This is a genomic window from Pseudomonas sp. zfem002 (assembly GCF_032621685.1).
Classification (GTDB): domain Bacteria; phylum Pseudomonadota; class Gammaproteobacteria; order Pseudomonadales; family Pseudomonadaceae; genus Aquipseudomonas; species Aquipseudomonas japonica.
In genome coordinates this window covers 639,693-656,465 of the sequence record NZ_JAVYJH010000001.1, presented here as the reverse complement: position 1 = coordinate 656,465, position 16,773 = coordinate 639,693, and the positions used below count along the sequence as shown (strand labels likewise).

The 16,773-nt window shown below is 64.0% G+C and carries 13 protein-coding genes; 7 read left to right on the top strand and 6 right to left on the bottom strand.

The genetic code is table 11. The features are described from left to right. Nucleotides 1-48 precede the first annotated feature (48 nt). The 5 genes from aroB (at nt 49) to hemE (ending at nt 10,350) form a co-directional block, all read left to right on the top strand. Nucleotides 49-1,146 (top strand): 3-dehydroquinate synthase, encoded by a 1,098-nt coding sequence (aroB, locus tag RTI28_RS02920; RefSeq protein WP_316919035.1) that lies wholly within the window; start codon nt 49-51, stop codon nt 1,144-1,146. Nucleotides 1,147-1,162: 16 nt separating this feature from the next. Further along, nucleotides 1,163-2,812, top strand: coding sequence for an SPOR domain-containing protein (locus tag RTI28_RS02915; protein WP_316919034.1), 1,650 nt, complete (start codon nt 1,163-1,165; stop codon nt 2,810-2,812). A 371-nt stretch (nt 2,813-3,183) separates the two neighbouring features. After that, a complete protein-coding gene (gene gltB / locus RTI28_RS02910) occupies nt 3,184-7,629 on the top strand; it encodes a glutamate synthase large subunit (protein WP_316919033.1) in 4,446 nt (1,481 codons plus the stop codon). 108 nt (nt 7,630-7,737) lie between these two features. Then, nucleotides 7,738-9,156, top strand: a complete 1,419-nt coding sequence (locus RTI28_RS02905) for an FAD-dependent oxidoreductase (protein WP_042121222.1) — start codon at nt 7,738-7,740, stop codon at nt 9,154-9,156. A gap of 129 nt (nt 9,157-9,285) precedes the next feature. Further along, nucleotides 9,286-10,350, top strand: a complete 1,065-nt coding sequence (gene hemE, locus RTI28_RS02900) for a uroporphyrinogen decarboxylase (RefSeq protein ID WP_042121224.1) — start codon at nt 9,286-9,288, stop codon at nt 10,348-10,350. Between the two features lie 43 nt (nt 10,351-10,393). Here the strand turns inward: hemE and RTI28_RS02895 are convergent, their stop codons facing one another. Both RTI28_RS02895 and RTI28_RS02890 read right to left on the bottom strand, forming a co-directional pair. After that, entirely contained in the window at nt 10,394-11,236 is an 843-nt protein-coding gene (locus tag RTI28_RS02895; RefSeq protein WP_316919032.1) for a hypothetical protein, read from the bottom strand. After that, nucleotides 11,233-12,186, bottom strand: a complete 954-nt coding sequence (locus tag RTI28_RS02890) for a hypothetical protein (RefSeq protein ID WP_316919031.1) — start codon at nt 12,184-12,186, stop codon at nt 11,233-11,235. The genes RTI28_RS02895 and RTI28_RS02890 overlap by 4 nt, the downstream gene beginning before the upstream one ends. A 159-nt stretch (nt 12,187-12,345) precedes the next feature. Between RTI28_RS02890 and RTI28_RS02885 the strand changes: the two genes are divergently transcribed. Further along, entirely contained in the window at nt 12,346-12,699 is a 354-nt protein-coding gene (locus RTI28_RS02885) for a NirD/YgiW/YdeI family stress tolerance protein (RefSeq protein ID WP_316919030.1), read from the top strand. A gap of 174 nt (nt 12,700-12,873) precedes the next feature. Here RTI28_RS02885 and RTI28_RS02880 read toward each other — a convergent pair whose 3' ends face one another. Together RTI28_RS02880 and RTI28_RS02875 are read right to left on the bottom strand one after the other, a co-directional pair. Further along, nucleotides 12,874-13,173 carry a DUF3077 domain-containing protein gene (locus RTI28_RS02880; RefSeq protein ID WP_316919029.1) on the bottom strand — a complete coding sequence of 100 codons (300 nt, stop codon included), beginning with the start codon at nt 13,171-13,173 and terminating at the stop codon, nt 12,874-12,876. A gap of 417 nt (nt 13,174-13,590) precedes the next feature. Continuing rightward, nucleotides 13,591-14,748 (bottom strand): MFS transporter, encoded by a 1,158-nt coding sequence (locus RTI28_RS02875; protein ID WP_316919115.1) that lies wholly within the window; start codon nt 14,746-14,748, stop codon nt 13,591-13,593. Between the two features lie 227 nt (nt 14,749-14,975). On the opposite strand from RTI28_RS02875, the gene RTI28_RS02870 reads away from it, so the two are divergent. Then, nucleotides 14,976-15,863: a LysR family transcriptional regulator gene (locus RTI28_RS02870; RefSeq protein WP_316919028.1), complete on the top strand. Its 888-nt coding sequence runs from the start codon at nt 14,976-14,978 to the stop codon at nt 15,861-15,863. 1 nt (nt 15,864) lies between these two features. On the opposite strand, the gene RTI28_RS02865 is transcribed toward RTI28_RS02870, so the two are convergent. Both RTI28_RS02865 and RTI28_RS02860 read right to left on the bottom strand, forming a co-directional pair. Then, a complete protein-coding gene (locus RTI28_RS02865; protein ID WP_316919027.1) occupies nt 15,865-16,311 on the bottom strand; it encodes an excinuclease in 447 nt (148 codons plus the stop codon). Nucleotides 16,312-16,326: 15 nt separating this feature from the next. After that, the gene (locus RTI28_RS02860) at nt 16,327-16,767 is read right to left on the bottom strand and encodes a hypothetical protein (RefSeq protein WP_316919026.1); all 441 of its coding nucleotides are present in this window, start codon (nt 16,765-16,767) and stop codon (nt 16,327-16,329) included. Between the last annotated feature and the right edge of the window lie 6 nt (nt 16,768-16,773).

Here is a 16,773-nt window from a genome sequence, read left to right as displayed (position 1 = left end):
ACGCGGGCCAGGATTCGAGGCCCGCGTCTTCGTTCTATGTGGGGATACATGCAGACACTTAAGGTCGACCTGGGCGAACGCAGCTACCCGATCTACATCGGTGAAGGGCTGCTGGAACAACCTGAACTGCTGGCGCCGCATATTGCCGGTCGGCAGGTCGCCATCGTTTCCAACGAGACCGTCGCGCCCCTGTATCTGGAGCGCCTGAGCAAGACCCTCGGTGCCTACTCGGTGCTGCCGGTGGTGCTGCCGGATGGCGAGGCCCACAAGAACTGGGAAACCCTGCAACTGATCTTCGATGCCCTGCTCACCGCGCGGCACGACCGTCGCACCACCGTGGTTGCCCTCGGTGGCGGTGTCATCGGCGACATGGCCGGCTTCGCCGCCGCCTGCTACCAGCGCGGGGTCGACTTCATCCAGGTGCCGACCACCCTGCTGTCCCAGGTCGATTCTTCCGTCGGCGGCAAGACCGGGATCAATCACCCGCTGGGCAAGAACATGGTCGGTGCCTTCTATCAGCCCAACGCGGTGCTGATCGACACCGCCAGCCTGCGCACCCTGCCGCCACGTGAACTGTCCGCTGGCCTGGCCGAGGTGATCAAGTACGGCCTGATCTGCGACGAACCTTTCCTCGGCTGGCTCGAAGCCAATGTCGATGCCCTGCGCGGCCTCGACACCGTGGCCCTGACCGAAGCCATCCGGCGCTCCTGCGCCGCCAAGGCTGCGGTGGTGGGTGCCGATGAGCGCGAGTCCGGGGTGCGTGCCACGCTGAACCTCGGGCATACCTTCGGCCACGCGATCGAAACCCAGATGGGCTATGGTGTGTGGCTGCATGGCGAGGCAGTGGCCGCGGGCACGGTGATGGCCCTGGAAATGTCCATGCGCCTGGGCTGGATCAGCCAGCAGGACCGTGACCGCGGCATTCGCCTGCTGCAGCGCGCCGGCCTGCCGGTGGTTCCGCCGCAGGACATGACGCCGGCGCAGTTCATGCAGCACATGGCGGTGGACAAGAAAGTCCTCGATGGTCGTCTGCGTCTGGTCCTGCTGAGCAAGCTGGGCGAGGCGGTGGTCACCGATGACTACCCGCAAGAGATTCTTCAGGCCACGCTGGCGGCGGATTACCCCGCGATCGTGGCTCAGCTTTGAGGTCGATGAGAGCCCGATGACTAGTTTGCATGCCGACGAGGCCTTTCTCGGCCACTACCAGTTGAATCACGACCCCTTCGCCGCGCGCGTGCCGGGGTTCAAGTTCTTCCCCGCCCAGCGCAAGCCGGTGCTGGGGCAACTGCATCACCTCGCCCGCTACAGCCAGTTGCTGCTGGTGGTGACGGGGCCGCAGGGCAGCGGCAAGACCCTGCTGCGCCAGGCGCTGGTGGCCAGCACCAACAAGCAGACGGTGCAGAGCGTGGTGATTTCCGCCCGCGGCGCCAGCGACGCCGCCGCTGTGCTGGCCCAGGCGGCGCAGTCGCTGAACGTGGCCAAGGCCGAAGTCCCGGCGATCCTGTCCCAGGTGGTCCAGCTCGGCCTGACCGGCCAGGAAGTCTATCTGCTGGTCGACGACGCGGAACAACTGGGCGAATCGGCGCTCCAAGCGTTGCTGGAACTGGCGGCGGGCACCGCGGAAGGTCGCCCTCACGTGTTCCTGTTCGGCGAGCCGTCGCTGATCGCCAGCCTGGACGGGCTGGAGATCGAGGAAGAGCGCTTCCACGTCATCGAACTGCAGCCCTACAGCGAAGACGAGACCCGGGAATACCTGGAGCAGCGTCTGGAAGGCGCGGGACGCGGCATCGAAGTGTTCACCGCCGAGCAGATCGCCGACATCCAGCAAAACTCCGAAGGCTGGCCCGGGAATATCAACCAGGTCGCCCGCGATACCTTGATCGAAGCCATGATCGCCAGCCGCTCGACGGTGAAGCGACCATCAGTGGGGTTCTCTATGCCGAAGAAACATGTGCTGGCGCTGTCCGCCGTGGTGATTGTCGCCGTCGGTGCCGCCGTGCTGATGCCGAAGAAAGGCGACCAGCCGAAGACCGGCGCACCTGCCGAGCAGGCGCAATTGCCGCTGGGCCAGGGTCAGCCGGGCAACGCGCAGTCGAACAATGGCGGTCCGGCGATCGAGTTCGCCGGCTCGTCGCAGCCGATGCCGCTGCCACTGGTGGGGCAGTCCCAGCCGGTGATGCGCGGTCCGTTGGCGGAAGCCGCGGGCATGAACGAGGGTGAGGAAGGCGGTCCGGCCGGCAATACCGCGCTGCAGCCGCCCACCGTGACCACCACCGCGCCGCCGGAAGGTGCCACGGCGGGCCCTGCGCCGACTCCGGCGCAGCCGATCCAGCCGGCACAGACCCTGGCCTCCGCGCAGCCGGTTGCACCGGTTCATCAACCTGCCGCACCTGTCGCCAGCAAGCCGGTTGCACCTGCGCCGAAGCCGGCGGAAGTCGCTGTCGCCAAACCGGTCGCTCCGGCCGCCAAGCCCGTGGAAAAACCGGCCGCCAAACCGGCTGCCGCACCGGCTGGTGGAAGCACCGGTGGTGGCTGGTATGCCGCGCAGGCACCGGGCAATTACGTGGTGCAGATCCTCGGTACCAGCTCCGAGGCCACGGCTCAGGCTTATGTGAAGGCGCAAGGTGGCGACTATCGCTACTTCAAGAAAAACCTCCAGGGCAAGCCGCTGTATGTCATCACCTACGGCAGTTTCTCCAGTCGCGATGCTGCACTGAATGCCATCAAGGCCTTGCCAGCCAAGGTCCAGGCTGGTAAACCTTGGCCTCGCACTGTCGCAAGCGTCCAACAAGAGCTCGCTGCGACGCGCTGATAAATAGCCTGATCCAGGTGGCATCCTACCCCCGCCACCTGATCAACCTCTGAATTCACAGGCAGCCTGCTGTGCAAATGCGCGGCAGGCTTTTCTGTCCCAGACTGCCGGCCACAAGCCCGTCTTGCAGTCATGGCTGAAACGCTTCAGACTCAAGCCAAGTCGTTACCACGACACTCGCTTAAAAACATTCAAAAATGCGACATAGATTTTCGATGATTCGTCATCAAATTTGTGGGCTTCCCTGTCGCTGTGCAACAATGGCACCCGTATTGCCCCCGCAAAGCTGGCGTTCGTTCGGCGTGGATGGTAAGTGGTTGAATTAAAAGAGATTTGCCTACTTGAGAGGCGAACCTGGTGAGAAAGTGTCTATGAAAACAGGTCTGTACCATCCCGAAGAGTTCAAGGACAACTGTGGATTCGGTCTGATCGCCCACATGACGGGCGAGCCCAGCCACCACCTTTTGACAACGGCTATCGAAGCCCTGACCTGCATGACCCACCGCGGCGGCATCAACGCCGACGGCAAGACCGGCGACGGTTGCGGTCTGCTGATGCAGAAGCCCGATGCGTTCCTGCGCGCCATCGCCCAGGAAACCTTCAGCGCCGAGCTGCCGAAGCAATACGCCGTGGGCATGGTGTTCTTCAACCAGGACAACGCCAAGGCCGAAGCCGCGCGCGCAAACATGAACCGCGAGATCCTCGCCGCTGGCCTGCAACTGGTGGGCTGGCGCAAGGTGCCGATCGACACCAGCGTCCTCGGCCGCCTGGCCCTGGAGCGCCTGCCGCAGATCGAGCAGGTGTTCGTCGGCGGTGAAGGCCTGAGCGATCAGGAATTCGCCATCAAGCTGTTCAGTGCCCGTCGCCGTTCCTCGGTGGCCAACGCCGAAGACAGCGACCACTACATCTGCAGCTTTTCGCACAAGACCATCATCTATAAAGGCCTGATGATGCCGGCGGACCTCGCCGCCTTCTATCCGGACCTGGGTGACGAGCGCCTGCAGACTGCGATCTGCGTGTTCCACCAGCGCTTCTCCACCAATACCCTGCCGAAATGGCCGCTGGCGCAGCCATTCCGCTTCCTCGCCCACAACGGCGAGATCAACACCATCACCGGTAACCGCAACTGGGCCCAGGCCCGTCGCACCAAGTTCGCCAACGAACTGATCCCGGACCTGGAAGAGCTCGGCCCGCTGGTCAACCGCGTAGGTTCCGACTCGTCCTCGATGGACAACATGCTCGAACTGATGGTCACCGGTGGTATCGACCTGTTCCGTGGCGTGCGGATGATCATTCCGCCGGCCTGGCAGAACGTCGAGACCATGGACGCTGACCTGCGCGCCTTCTACGAATACAACTCCATGCACATGGAGCCGTGGGACGGCCCGGCCGGCGTGGTGATGACCGAAGGTCGCCACGCGGTCTGCCTGCTCGACCGCAACGGCCTGCGCCCGGCGCGCTGGGTCACCACCAAGAACGGCTACATCACCCTGGCCTCGGAAATCGGCGTGTGGAACTACAAGCCGGAAGACGTCATCGCCAAGGGCCGCGTGGGCCCTGGGCAGATCTTCGCCGTCGACACCGAGACCGGTCAGATTCTCGACACCAATGCCATCGACGACCGTCTGAAATCGCGCCACCCGTACAAGCGCTGGCTGCGCCAGAATGCCCTGCGCATCCAGGCCGATTTGAGCGACGACCAGGGCGTGGCCAGCTACGACGCCGACCAGCTCAAGCAATACATGAAGATGTTCCAGGTCACCTTCGAAGAGCGTGACCAGGTCCTGCGTCCGCTCGGCGAGCAGGGCCAGGAAGCGGTCGGCTCGATGGGCGACGACACGCCGATGGCGATCCTGTCGCAGCGCGTGCGTTCGACCTACGACTATTTCCGCCAGCAGTTCGCCCAGGTGACCAACCCGCCGATCGACCCACTGCGCGAAGCCATCGTCATGTCGCTGGAGATCTGCCTCGGTGCCGAGCGCAACATCTTCCAGGAATCCCCTGAGCACGCCTCGCGGGTGATCCTCAGCTCGCCGGTGATCTCGCCGGCCAAGTGGCGTTCGTTGACCAACCTCGACCGTCCAGGTTTCGAGCGTCACGTCATCGACCTCAACTACGAGGAAAGCCTGGGTCTGGAAGCCGCGGTGCGCAGCGTCGCCGACCAGGCCGAGGAGGCCGTGCGCGCAGGCAAGACCCTGCTGGTGCTGAGCGACCGTCATATCGCCCCGGGCAAGCTGCCGGTCCACGCTTCGCTGGCCGTCGGCGCGGTGCACCACCGCCTGACCGAAAAAGGCCTGCGCTGCGACAGCAACATCCTCGTCGAAACCGCGACCGCCCGTGACCCGCATCACTTCGCCGTGCTGCTCGGTTTCGGCGCCTCGGCGGTCTACCCGTACCTGGCCTACGAAGTGCTGGCCGATCTGATCCGTACCGGCGAAGTGCTGGGCGATCTGGACGAAGTCTTCAAGTACTACCGCAAGGGCATCTCCAAGGGCCTGCTGAAGATCCTGTCGAAGATGGGCATCTCCACCATCGGCTCGTACCGCGGCGCGCAGCTGTTCGAAGCGGTCGGCCTGTCCGAGGAAGTGGTCAACCTGAGCTTCCGTGGTGTCCCGAGCCGCCTGAAAGGCGCGCGCTTCGTCGACATCGAGAACGAGCAGAAGCTGCTCGCCGCCGAAGCCTGGAGCGCGCGCAAGCCGATCCAGCAGGGCGGCCTGCTGAAGTTCGTCCACGGTGGCGAATACCACGCCTACAACCCGGACGTGGTCAACACCCTGCAGGCCGCCGTGCAGCAGGGCGACTACGAGAAGTTCAAGGAATACACCGCGCTGGTCGACAACCGTCCGGTGTCGATGATCCGCGACCTGCTCAAGGTCAAGACCGCCGAGCAGGCCCTGGACCTCAGCGAAATCGAGCCGCTGCAAGCCATCCTGCAGCGCTTCGACTCCGCCGGTATCTCCCTCGGCGCGCTGTCGCCGGAAGCCCACGAAGCCCTGGCCGAGGCGATGAACCGCCTGGGCGCGCGTTCCAACTCCGGTGAAGGCGGTGAAGATCCGTCGCGCTACGGCACCATCCGCAGCTCGAAGATCAAGCAGGTCGCTACCGGTCGCTTCGGGGTCACCCCGGAGTACCTGGTCAACGCCGAAGTGCTGCAGATCAAGGTGGCCCAGGGCGCCAAGCCGGGCGAGGGCGGCCAGCTGCCGGGCGGCAAGGTCAACGGCCTGATCGCCAAGCTGCGCTACGCGGTACCGGGCGTGACCCTGATCTCGCCACCGCCGCACCACGACATCTACTCGATCGAAGACCTGTCGCAACTGATCTTCGACCTCAAGCAGGTCAACCCGCAGGCGCTGGTCTCGGTCAAGCTGGTGGCGGAAGCCGGTGTCGGCACCATCGCCGCCGGCGTGGCCAAGGCCTATGCCGACCTCATCACTATCTCCGGTTATGACGGCGGTACCGGCGCTTCGCCGCTGACCTCGATCAAGTACGCCGGCGCCCCGTGGGAACTGGGCCTGGCCGAGACCCACCAGACCCTGCGCGGCAACGACCTGCGTGGCAAGGTCCGGGTGCAGACCGACGGCGGCTTGAAGACCGGCCTCGACGTGATCAAGGCGGCCATCCTCGGCGCCGAAAGCTTCGGCTTCGGTACCGCGCCGATGATCGCCCTGGGCTGCAAGTACCTGCGCATCTGCCACCTGAACAACTGCGCCACCGGCGTAGCCACCCAGAACGACAAGCTGCGCAAGGACCACTACATCGGTACCGTCGACATGGTGGTGAACTTCTTCACCTACGTCGCCGAGGAAACCCGTGAATGGCTGGCCAAACTGGGCGTGCGCAGCCTCGGCGAGCTGATCGGGCGTACCGACCTGCTGGAAATGCTCCCGGGTGAAACCGAGAAGCAGAAACACCTCGACCTCAGCCCGCTGCTGGGCAGCTCGCACGTGCCGGCCGACAAGCCGCAGTTCTGCGAGGTCGACCGCAACCCGCCATTCGACAAGGGTGTGCTGGCCGAGAAGATGGTGCAGATGGCCCTGCCGGCCATTCGCGACCTGAGCGGCGGCGAGTTCGAACTGGATATCTGCAACTGCGACCGTTCCATCGGCGCGCGGATTTCCGGCGAGATCGCCCGCCTGCACGGCAACCAGGGCATGGCCAAGGCGCCGGTCACCTTCCGCTTCAAGGGCACCGCGGGCCAGAGCTTCGGCGTGTGGAACGCCGGTGGCCTGCACATGCACCTGGAAGGTGACGCCAACGACTACGTCGGCAAGGGCATGACCGGTGGCAAGCTGACCATCGTGCCGCCTGCCGGCAGCCCGTTCGCCACCCAGGACAGCGCCATTGTCGGCAACACCTGCCTGTACGGCGCCACCGGCGGCAAGCTGTTCGCCGCCGGCACCGCGGGCGAGCGCTTCGCGGTGCGCAACTCCGGTGCCCACGCTATCGTCGAAGGCACTGGCGATCACTGCTGCGAATACATGACCGGTGGTTTTGTCTGCGTTCTGGGCAAGACCGGCTACAACTTCGGCTCCGGCATGACGGGCGGTTTCGCCTACGTGCTGGACATGGACAACAGCTTCGTCGACAAGCTGAACCATGAACTGGTGGAAATCCAGCGGATCACCGGCGAGGCGATGGAGGCTTACCGCAGCCATCTGCACCGCGTGCTGACCGAGTACGTCGAGGAAACCGGTAGTGCGTGGGGCCGTGAGCTCTGGGAAAACCTGGACGACTACGTGCGTCGCTTCTGGCTGGTCAAGCCGAAGGCGGCGAACCTGAAGAACCTGTTGTCCAGCACCCGGGCCAACCCGCAATAACGCAGTTGCAAGCGGCGACCTCGCCCTGTGCGAGGCTCGCCGGCTAAACGTGATCGTCTGGCAGCTTGCAGCGTGAAGCTAGCAACTGCGGTAAAGAGGTTTTTAAAAATGGCTGAACGTCTGAGTAATGACTTCCAGTTCATCGAAGTCGGGCGCAAGGATCCGAAGAAGAAGCTGCTGCGCCAGCGCAAGAAAGAGTTCGTGGAGATCTACGAGCCTTTCAAACCCCAGCAATCGTCCGAGCAGGCGCACCGCTGCCTGGGTTGCGGCAACCCGTACTGCGAGTGGAAGTGCCCGGTCCACAACTTCATCCCCAACTGGCTGAAGCTGGTCTCCGAAGGCAATATCCTCGCCGCCGCGGAGCTGTCGCACCAGACCAACACCCTGCCTGAAGTCTGCGGCCGCGTGTGCCCGCAGGACCGTCTGTGCGAGGGCGCCTGCACCCTGAACGACGGCTTCGGCGCGGTGACCATCGGTTCGGTGGAGAAGTACATCACCGACACCGCCTTCGCCATGGGCTGGCGTCCGGACATGTCCAAGGTCAAGCCGACCGGCAAGCGCGTCGCCATCATCGGCGCCGGTCCCGCGGGCCTCGGCTGTGCCGACATCCTGGTGCGCGGCGGCGTGACCCCGGTGGTGTTCGACAGGAACCCGGAAATCGGTGGCCTGCTGACCTTCGGCATCCCCGAGTTCAAGCTGGAGAAGACCGTGCTGAGCAATCGCCGCGAAGTCTTCAGCGGCATGGGCATCGAGTTCCGCCTGAACACCGAGGTGGGCAAGGACGTGACCATGGAGCAACTGCTCGCCGAATACGATGCCGTGTTCATGGGCATGGGCACCTACACCTACATGAAGGGCGGCTTCCCCGGTGAAGACCTGCCGGGCGTGCACGACGCGCTGGACTTCCTGGTCGCCAACGTCAACCGCAACCTGGGCTTCGAGAAGTCGCCGGAAGACTTCGTCGACATGAAGGGCAAGAAGGTCGTGGTCCTCGGCGGCGGCGACACCGCGATGGACTGCAACCGCACTTCCATTCGCCAGGGCGCCAAGGCCGTGACCTGCGCCTACCGTCGCGACGAGGCGAACATGCCCGGCTCGCGCAAAGAGGTGAAGAACGCCAAGGAAGAAGGCGTGAAGTTCCTCTACAACCGCCAGCCGATCGCCATTGTCGGCGAAGACAAGGTCGAAGGCGTCAAGGTGGTCGAGACCCGTCTCGGCGAGCCGGATGCCCGTGGCCGTCGCAGCCCCGAGCCGATCCCGGGCTCCGAAGAGATCATCCCGGCCGATGCCGTGGTCATCGCCTTCGGTTTCCGTCCGAGCCCGGCGCCGTGGTTCGAGCAGTTCGACATCCAGACCGACAGCCAGGGCCGTGTCGTCGCGCCGGAGCAAGGCAAGTTCAAGCACCAGACCAGCAACCCGAAGATCTTCGCCGGTGGCGACATGGTTCGTGGTTCCGACCTGGTGGTGACGGCGATCTACGAAGGCCGCAACGCTGCCGAAGGGATCCTCGACTACCTGGGCGTCTGATTTGCCGCCTGGGCACTACAACAAAAACTATTGACCCAGGGCATCCTGATAGACAAAAGGCACGGTAACCACCGTGCCTTTTCTTTGTCCGTCTGAGAAAATGCCCGCACTTTTTTTCCGGATGCCGACATGACTGCCTTGAAGAACGATCGTTTCCTGCGCGCCCTGCTCAAGCAACCCGTAGACGTCACCCCGGTGTGGATGATGCGCCAGGCCGGCCGCTACCTGCCGGAATACCGCGCCAGCCGTGCCAAGGCCGGTGATTTCATGAGCCTGTGCATGAACCCGCAGTTCGCCTGCGAAGTGACCCTGCAGCCGCTGGACCGCTACCCGCTGGACGCCGCGATCCTCTTCTCCGACATCCTCACCATTCCCGATGCCATGGGCCAGGGCCTGTACTTCGAGACCGGCGAAGGCCCGCGTTTCAAGAAAGTGGTGAGCACCCTGGCCGACATCGAGGCCCTGCCGATCCCCGATCCGCAGAAGGACCTCGGCTACGTCATGGACGCGGTCAGCACCATCCGCCGCGAACTGAACGGCCGTGTACCGCTGATCGGCTTCTCCGGCAGCCCGTGGACCCTGGCCACCTACATGGTCGAAGGCGGCTCGTCGAAGGACTTCCGCAAGACCAAGGCCATGCTCTACGACAACCCGCAGGCCATGCACCTGCTGCTGGACAAGCTGGCGCAGTCGGTGACGTCCTACCTCAACGGGCAGATCCAGGCCGGCGCGCAAGCGGTGCAGATCTTCGACACCTGGGGCGGCAACCTGTCGGCGGCGGCGTACCAGGAGTTCTCCCTGGCCTACATGCGCAAGATCGTCAGCGGCCTGATCCGCGAGCACGACGGGCGCAAGGTGCCGGTGATCCTCTTCACCAAGAACGGCGGCCTGTGGCTGGAAAGCATCGCCGAAGCCGGTGCCGACGCACTGGGCCTGGACTGGACCTGCGAGATCGGTGACGCCCGCCGCCGCGTCGGTGACAAGGTCGCGCTGCAGGGCAACATGGACCCGACCGTGCTCTACGCCAAGCCCGAGGCGATCCGCGCCGAGGTCGCGCGTATCCTCGCCAGCTACGGCCATGGCACTGGCCATGTGTTCAACCTCGGCCACGGCATCACCCCGGAAGTCGATCCGGAGCATGCCGGTGCGTTCATCAACGCGGTGCATGAGTTGTCGGCGCAGTACCACGCCTGAGCCTCGGCTTGATTCATGAATGCCGCCCTTTCGGGCGGCATTTTCATTTTGGCTGGGTGGTCGTCGGCGTAGGCGGTTGCACGGCCTGGTCCTTTGGCGAGTAGTAGAAGACCGGATCCTGGGTCAGCTCGATCCTCACCACGGGAATGAACTTGCCGGTGGCGCGGATGAAGCTGTCCTGCATCTGACGGGCTCCAGACAGCCCGTCCCCGCTGTAGAACAGGGCTTCGATTGGCAATCGTTCAGGTATGTCCTGCGGCCAGGCGGCGATTACCACCTCGTTCCAGTATTTGCGGTTTTCCGGCTGGGGAAAATGGGCACGGACGTCGATGCTGAATTGAAACCACTCGGTAGTCGGTGCGAAATAGCAGGATTTGACCGGACCGTATTGTTCGTAGTGGGCCTGCCAGGTAGGGATGTCGGTCACTCCGCTGAGATGGCAAGGCAGAGGGAATTCTTCGGTCGCGCAGCTATCGGCGCGCATGGAAGTATTTGCATTGGAGGGGAACACGCAACGCACGGACAGCCGCTGTTCTGACGGAGCTCCCAGTTCGCGCATTATCAACCCCGCGTTACCCGCCAGATGAAGGCTGCCGACATCCGCCCGGATATAGGAGAACGCTACACCGTCACGCTCGACACCGCCCGGCGATGGATTCCAGAACGTTGGATTGGACGGATCGCGGATGGCGCGAACGATCACCCCGCTGCAGTTGTAGGCGGCACTGCCGTCCTCGCACGCCGCGCGGGTGTCGTCGAAGCGTTGCTGCAGGCGGTGGACCACGCTGCGTCCCGGGTCCTCGGCGCTCGTTGCGGGAATCGCCGTACATCCCAGGCCCGCCGCCAGCGTGAGCAGTGCGAGACGGCGGATAGACAGGCGCTTCACCGCGCCGCCCCGCTCTGCGGTTTTCCTGTCAGGACCTTCGTTCCGGTCGTTCCGCGTGCCCTGGCCGGCAGTTCCAACTGATCCTTGGGCGTGTAGAGAAAGACGTCCGCGCTGCCCAGGTCCACCCGCACGATGGGGATGAACAGGCCAGTGCCCCTGATGAAGTTGTCCTGCATGGTGCGGGCACGCATGAGACCTTCTTCGCTGCCGTTGTACCAGAGGACTTCCAGCGGCAGGCGTTCGGGAACGTTCTGTGCCCAGGGCCGGATGATTACCTCGTTCCAGTCGCTGCGCAGCTTGTCGGCGTGGTCCCGGCGGATTTCGATGCTCAACTGGAACCACCTGGCGGTCGGGTCGAAGGAGCAAACGAAGTCCAGAGCATACTCGTAGTAGCCGAGCCAGCTCTCTGCGGTCCACACCCGTCGTTTCTGGCAGGACATCGGGCGCTTGGAGGTATAGCAACTGTCATCCCGCACATTGGTCTGAGCATTGATCGGGAATGCGCAGCCGACCACCAGCTTTTCCTGGGTATGGGCATCGAACTCGCTCATGATGATCCCCGCCATGCCGGGGACCTCTTCGATCCTGGCATCTTCGCGCATGTAGATGAACGACACGCCGTTGCGCTCGATGTCCTTGGCGACCGGATTCCAGAATGTCGGGCTGTTCCAGTCGATATTCAATGCGCGCACGAATACACCATCGCAGTAGAACGCCGCTTTGCCGTCCGGCGGGCACTCGCTGCGCGTATCGCGGTAGCGCTCCCTCAGGCGCAGCACCGCGCGTTGACCAACCTGAGTCTTTTCCTGCGCGGTCAGGTAGTGATGGTCGGCGTGGGCTGTCGTGGATGATGGTGATCTGGTGTTCACCGTGCATGCCTGCAGTCCGAGGACGAGTGCGAGCACGCCGTAGTGGAGCACGTGATGTTTCCGAGCAGGCTGGCTGGTCATGATGCCTCCGTTTCCCGAAGCGAATCGTTGCAGGCTCAGCAGACCATTTGCCCAACTGGGGCACAACTGACAGAAATACCAGGTAGGACCACGGGTTAAGTTTGAATTCAGGCTCCCCGGGTAATCTGATCCCATCAAAACCCCTACAGGATCAGCACCATGAAAATTCGTTACCTCGCCCTCGTTCTCGCCCCGCTGTTCAGCACCGCCGCCCTGGCCGCCGGCAGCGGCTACACCGGGCCCGGCGCGCAGGCGGTGACCACCGTGGCCGCGTCCAGCGACGCCGCCGACGATACCCCGGTGGTGCTCACCGGCTATGTGATCAAGAAGATCAACAACGACGACAAGTACGAGTTCAAGGACAACACCGGGACCATCACCGTGGAGATCGACAACGAGGACCTGCCACCGGTGGCGTTCAATGACAAGACCAGGGTCAAGCTGACGGGCGAGGTGGAGAAGCACCTGATGTCGCGGGAAGTGGATGTGGATCTGGTCGAGGTCGTGAACTGACCCCGAATCTCGTGACACCACGGTCGGTGTGGGAGCGGATTCATCCGCGATTGGGCGCGAAGCGGCCATAAAACCTGAGTCCCGGTTGTTTCAGGTAGATCCGGGACTCAGGTTCTACGACGGCTTCGCCGCCGATCGCGGATGAATCCGCTCCCACGCCGACCGCGGCGCTATTTAGCTGATTGGCTCTTTCCAGCTCTCCTGTTCGATGCCTTCGAGCAACCCGTCCACTACCGCTTTCGCGGCTTCCACGGCATGCATCGTCAGCCAGGGAAAGCTGCTGCTGCCGGAGTCCGGGCTGAGGGATTGCTGGGCCGATTCGTAGGCGCAGCGCAGGAACATCGAGGTGTGCACCAACGCGCTATGCGGGTCGATGCCGGCGTTGACGGAGAATAACGGCGGATGGCTGGGACATTCGCCGAAGGCTCGGCTGCAGGTGGGTGAGAGGGGTGGGTCGGGGACGATTTTCTTCATTGGCGTGTCTACTCGGTTCGGGCCTCCAGCCTTTCGTTTCCACACGAAAGGGTGGCAGCTGTACGCGGGGTGGAAAACCGAGCGAGTAGGAACCCGGCAGACCCGAAGGTCTCCCGCGCACAGCCGCCATAGACGGACCAACTCGATGAAGCCAAGGTTTCCACACCCCGATCGCTGACGATTCAGCGACCGACAAAGCCTAGAAGGAGTGGTTTCCATGGGCAAGGAAGCCAGGACCGACAGATTGCGTAGGGTACGTCCTAGGATTTTCATGTTCCACAAACTTTATGTTTGTGGGTGTCTGGAATGGGCCTGCTGCGCAGGCCTTCGCGGGCAAGCCTCGCTCCTACAACGGACTGCACGGGCTCTGTAGGAGCGTGGCTTGCCCGCGAAGGACCGCAAAGCGGTCCCCGACAACTACGCCGTCTTCGGCGGCAACTTGCTCAGATACACCGCCACCCCCAGCGCCACCGCCAGCAGGCTGCCAATGAACAGCCCGATCCCGTTCCACCCGCCGTAGTGCCAGAACACCCCGCCCGCCGTCCCCGCCACGCTCGACCCCGCGTAGTAACTGAACAGGTACAGCGACGACGCCTGCCCCTTGGCCTTGAACGCGCGGCGGCCGATCCAGCTGCTGGCCACCGAGTGCGCGCCGAAGAAGCCGAAGGTGAACACCAGCATGCCGACGATCACCAGCGGCAACGCGCTGAACAGGGTCAGCAGCATGCCGCCGAGCATCAGCACGATGGTGCCCCAGAACACCCGGCGCCGACCCAGCCGGTCGGCCAGCGCGCCGATCTGCGCCGAGCTGTAGATGCCCGACAGGTAGACGATCGACAGCAACCCCACCAACGCCTGGCTCATGTGATACGGCTCGGCCAGCAGGCGATAGCCGATGTAGTTGAACAAGGTGACAAAGGCGCCCATCAGCAGGAAGGCTTCGAGGAACAGCCACGGCAGCCCGGCATCGCGCAAATGCAGGAGGAACCCATCCAGCAGGCTGCGCGGGTTCATCGAGCGCGCACGGAAGTTGCGCGATTCCGGCAGCACCTTCCAGAACAGCGCCGCCGCCAGCAGGGCCAGGCCGCCGATCACCAGCATCGCCGTGTGCCAGCTGACGAAGTCGATCAGCACCCCGGTGATCAGCCGCCCGCTCATCCCGCCAATGGCGTTGCCACCGATGTACAGGCCCATGGCCAGGCCGATGTGCTGCGGATGGATTTCCTCGCTCAGGTAGGTCATCGCCACCGCCGCCAGCCCGCTCAGCGACAGGCCCACCAGCGCGCGCATCGCCAGCACGCCTTCCCAGGTCGGCATCAGGGCGCTGGCGAGGGTGCTCAGGGCCGCGCAGAACAGGGCGAAGACCATCACCGGCTTGCGCCCGATACGGTCGGAAATCGGCCCGGTGATCAACAGCCCGAAGGCCAGCAGCCCGGTGGACACCGACAGCACCAGGCTGCTCTGCGCCGCGTTGATGGCAAAGTCGCGGGACAGCAGCGGCATCATCGGCTGCACGCAGTAGAGCAGGGCGAAGGTGGCGAAACCGCCGCAGAACAGCGCCAGCACCGTGCGCATGAACGCCGGGGTGCCTTTTTCGATCCAGGTTTCTGTCAGGTTGGCGGCAACGTCGGCCACCGTTTGCGGGGGAAGATCATGAACGTGGGGCGCTACAGCAGTTTTCACGGGAACCTCGGCGGGGTGCGGCCTCGGGGGCAACTGGAAAAATCATATAGCTGGCTAATGATCATTTCCAATATATTGTTCGACCTGTTTAAGACGTTTGGCGACTTATTGGAGCGCTTATGGAGTTACGCCACCTGCGGTATTTCATCGCCGTCGCCGAAGAGCTGCATTTCGGCCGGGCCGCGCAGGCCCTGGGGATTTCCCAGCCGCCGCTGAGCCAGCAGATCCAGGCCCTGGAACAGGAGCTGGGGGCCCGCCTGTTCGAGCGCACCAACCGACGAGTGGAACTCAGCGAGGCCGGCCGGCTGTTTCTCGAAGAGGCCCGCCAGGTGCTGGCGCAGGTGGACAAGGCCGCCGATGTGGCGCGTCGCGCGCAGTTGGGCGAGCTGGGCGAGATGAAGATCGGCTTCACCTCGTCGGCGCCGTTCAACTCGAGCATTCCCAGGGCGATCTACAGCTTCCGCCAGCGTTTCCCTGCCGTGCACCTGAATCTCAAGGAAATGAGCAGCCGCGACGTTGCCGAAGCGCTGCTCGACGAACGCATCGAGGTCGGCCTGATGCGGCCGTTGCCGCTGCCGGACAGCCTGGTCGCCACCGAACTGCTGCGCGAGCCGCTGGTGGCCGTGCTGAATGCCGATCACCCGCTGGCGCAGGGCTCGGCAAACGGCCTGCACCTGGCGGCACTGGCCAACGAGCCCTTCGTGTTCTTCCCGCGCAGCTACGGCAGCGGCCTGCACGCACAGTTGCTGAGCCTGGCGCGGCAAGCCGGGTTCACCCCGCATTTCGCCCAGGAGGCGGCGGAGGTGATGACCATCATCGGTCTGGTTTCGGCGGGCTTGGGTGTGTCGGTGCTGCCGGCGTCGTTCCAGCGCATGCGTATCGACGGTGTGGTCTATCGCACGCTGCTGGACCCCGACGCCGACACCGCGGTGTGGCTGGTACAGCGCCGGGAGCAGGGCTCGGCGATGGCGGACGCCTTCGTCGAGCTGCTGACCCGAAAGACCTGAATCAGTCGACGCGGGACAGGTCGCCCCTGATCGCGACACCGGCCATCACGGCGCCGGCGTGGCACTCGTAGGTGACGGCATCTTTACGCTCGTTCTTCTTGTAGTAGCTGGCGATATTGGTCACGGCGTTGGCGTTCACCTTTTTCGCGGCGTCCTGCATGGTCAGCAGGGCCGACTGCAGGGCCCATTCACAGGCCGCTTCGTCGGACTTGTTGAAGGCGTTGGTCTTCTTGTTGGTGACCGCGCCCGGGCTGACCACGGTGACCTTGCCCTTGGGCTGCACGCCGGCCAGGTAGAACTTCACCGAACCGTCGAGCTTCTTCTCGGCGGTCATCTGCTGCACGACCTTCTCGAACGGCAGGTACAGCGCGGTATCGCGGGCCTGGCTGAGGCCGGGCAGGGCGCAGAGCATGAGGGCGGCGGTGGCGGTCCAGGTTTTCAGACGCATGGTTTCGTTCCTTGATCAGTGGTTGTTCGAGCGTTGTTCGTTGACGGCGCGCTGCACCATGCGGTTGGTCTCGATGCGCTGCAGTTCGCGCATGATGCTTTTGTCGAGGTTGTACACCCAGCGGTTGTAGTTGCGATGGATCTTGCCGTTGTTGTAGTCCAGGCCCCGGCTGTCGCGGTAGTCGATGCGGAAGTTGCTCAGGCTGTAGCGGATATCCACCGCGGCATAGAAGGTGTTGCGCACGGTGATGTCGGCCTGGACCAGGCCCGGCACCACGTTGCGCGCGGTCCAGCCGCGCTCGGCCACGGCCTGGAGGATGGCGCGCTGGATCTCGTCGTTGCTGTACGAATGGCCGACCACCAGCAGTTCCTTGGGCGCCATCACCGGCTTCGAGGTACAGCCCGCCGCGAAGGCCAGCGCCAGGCCCAGCAGGGCCATGCGAATCATCGAAGACATTCCTTT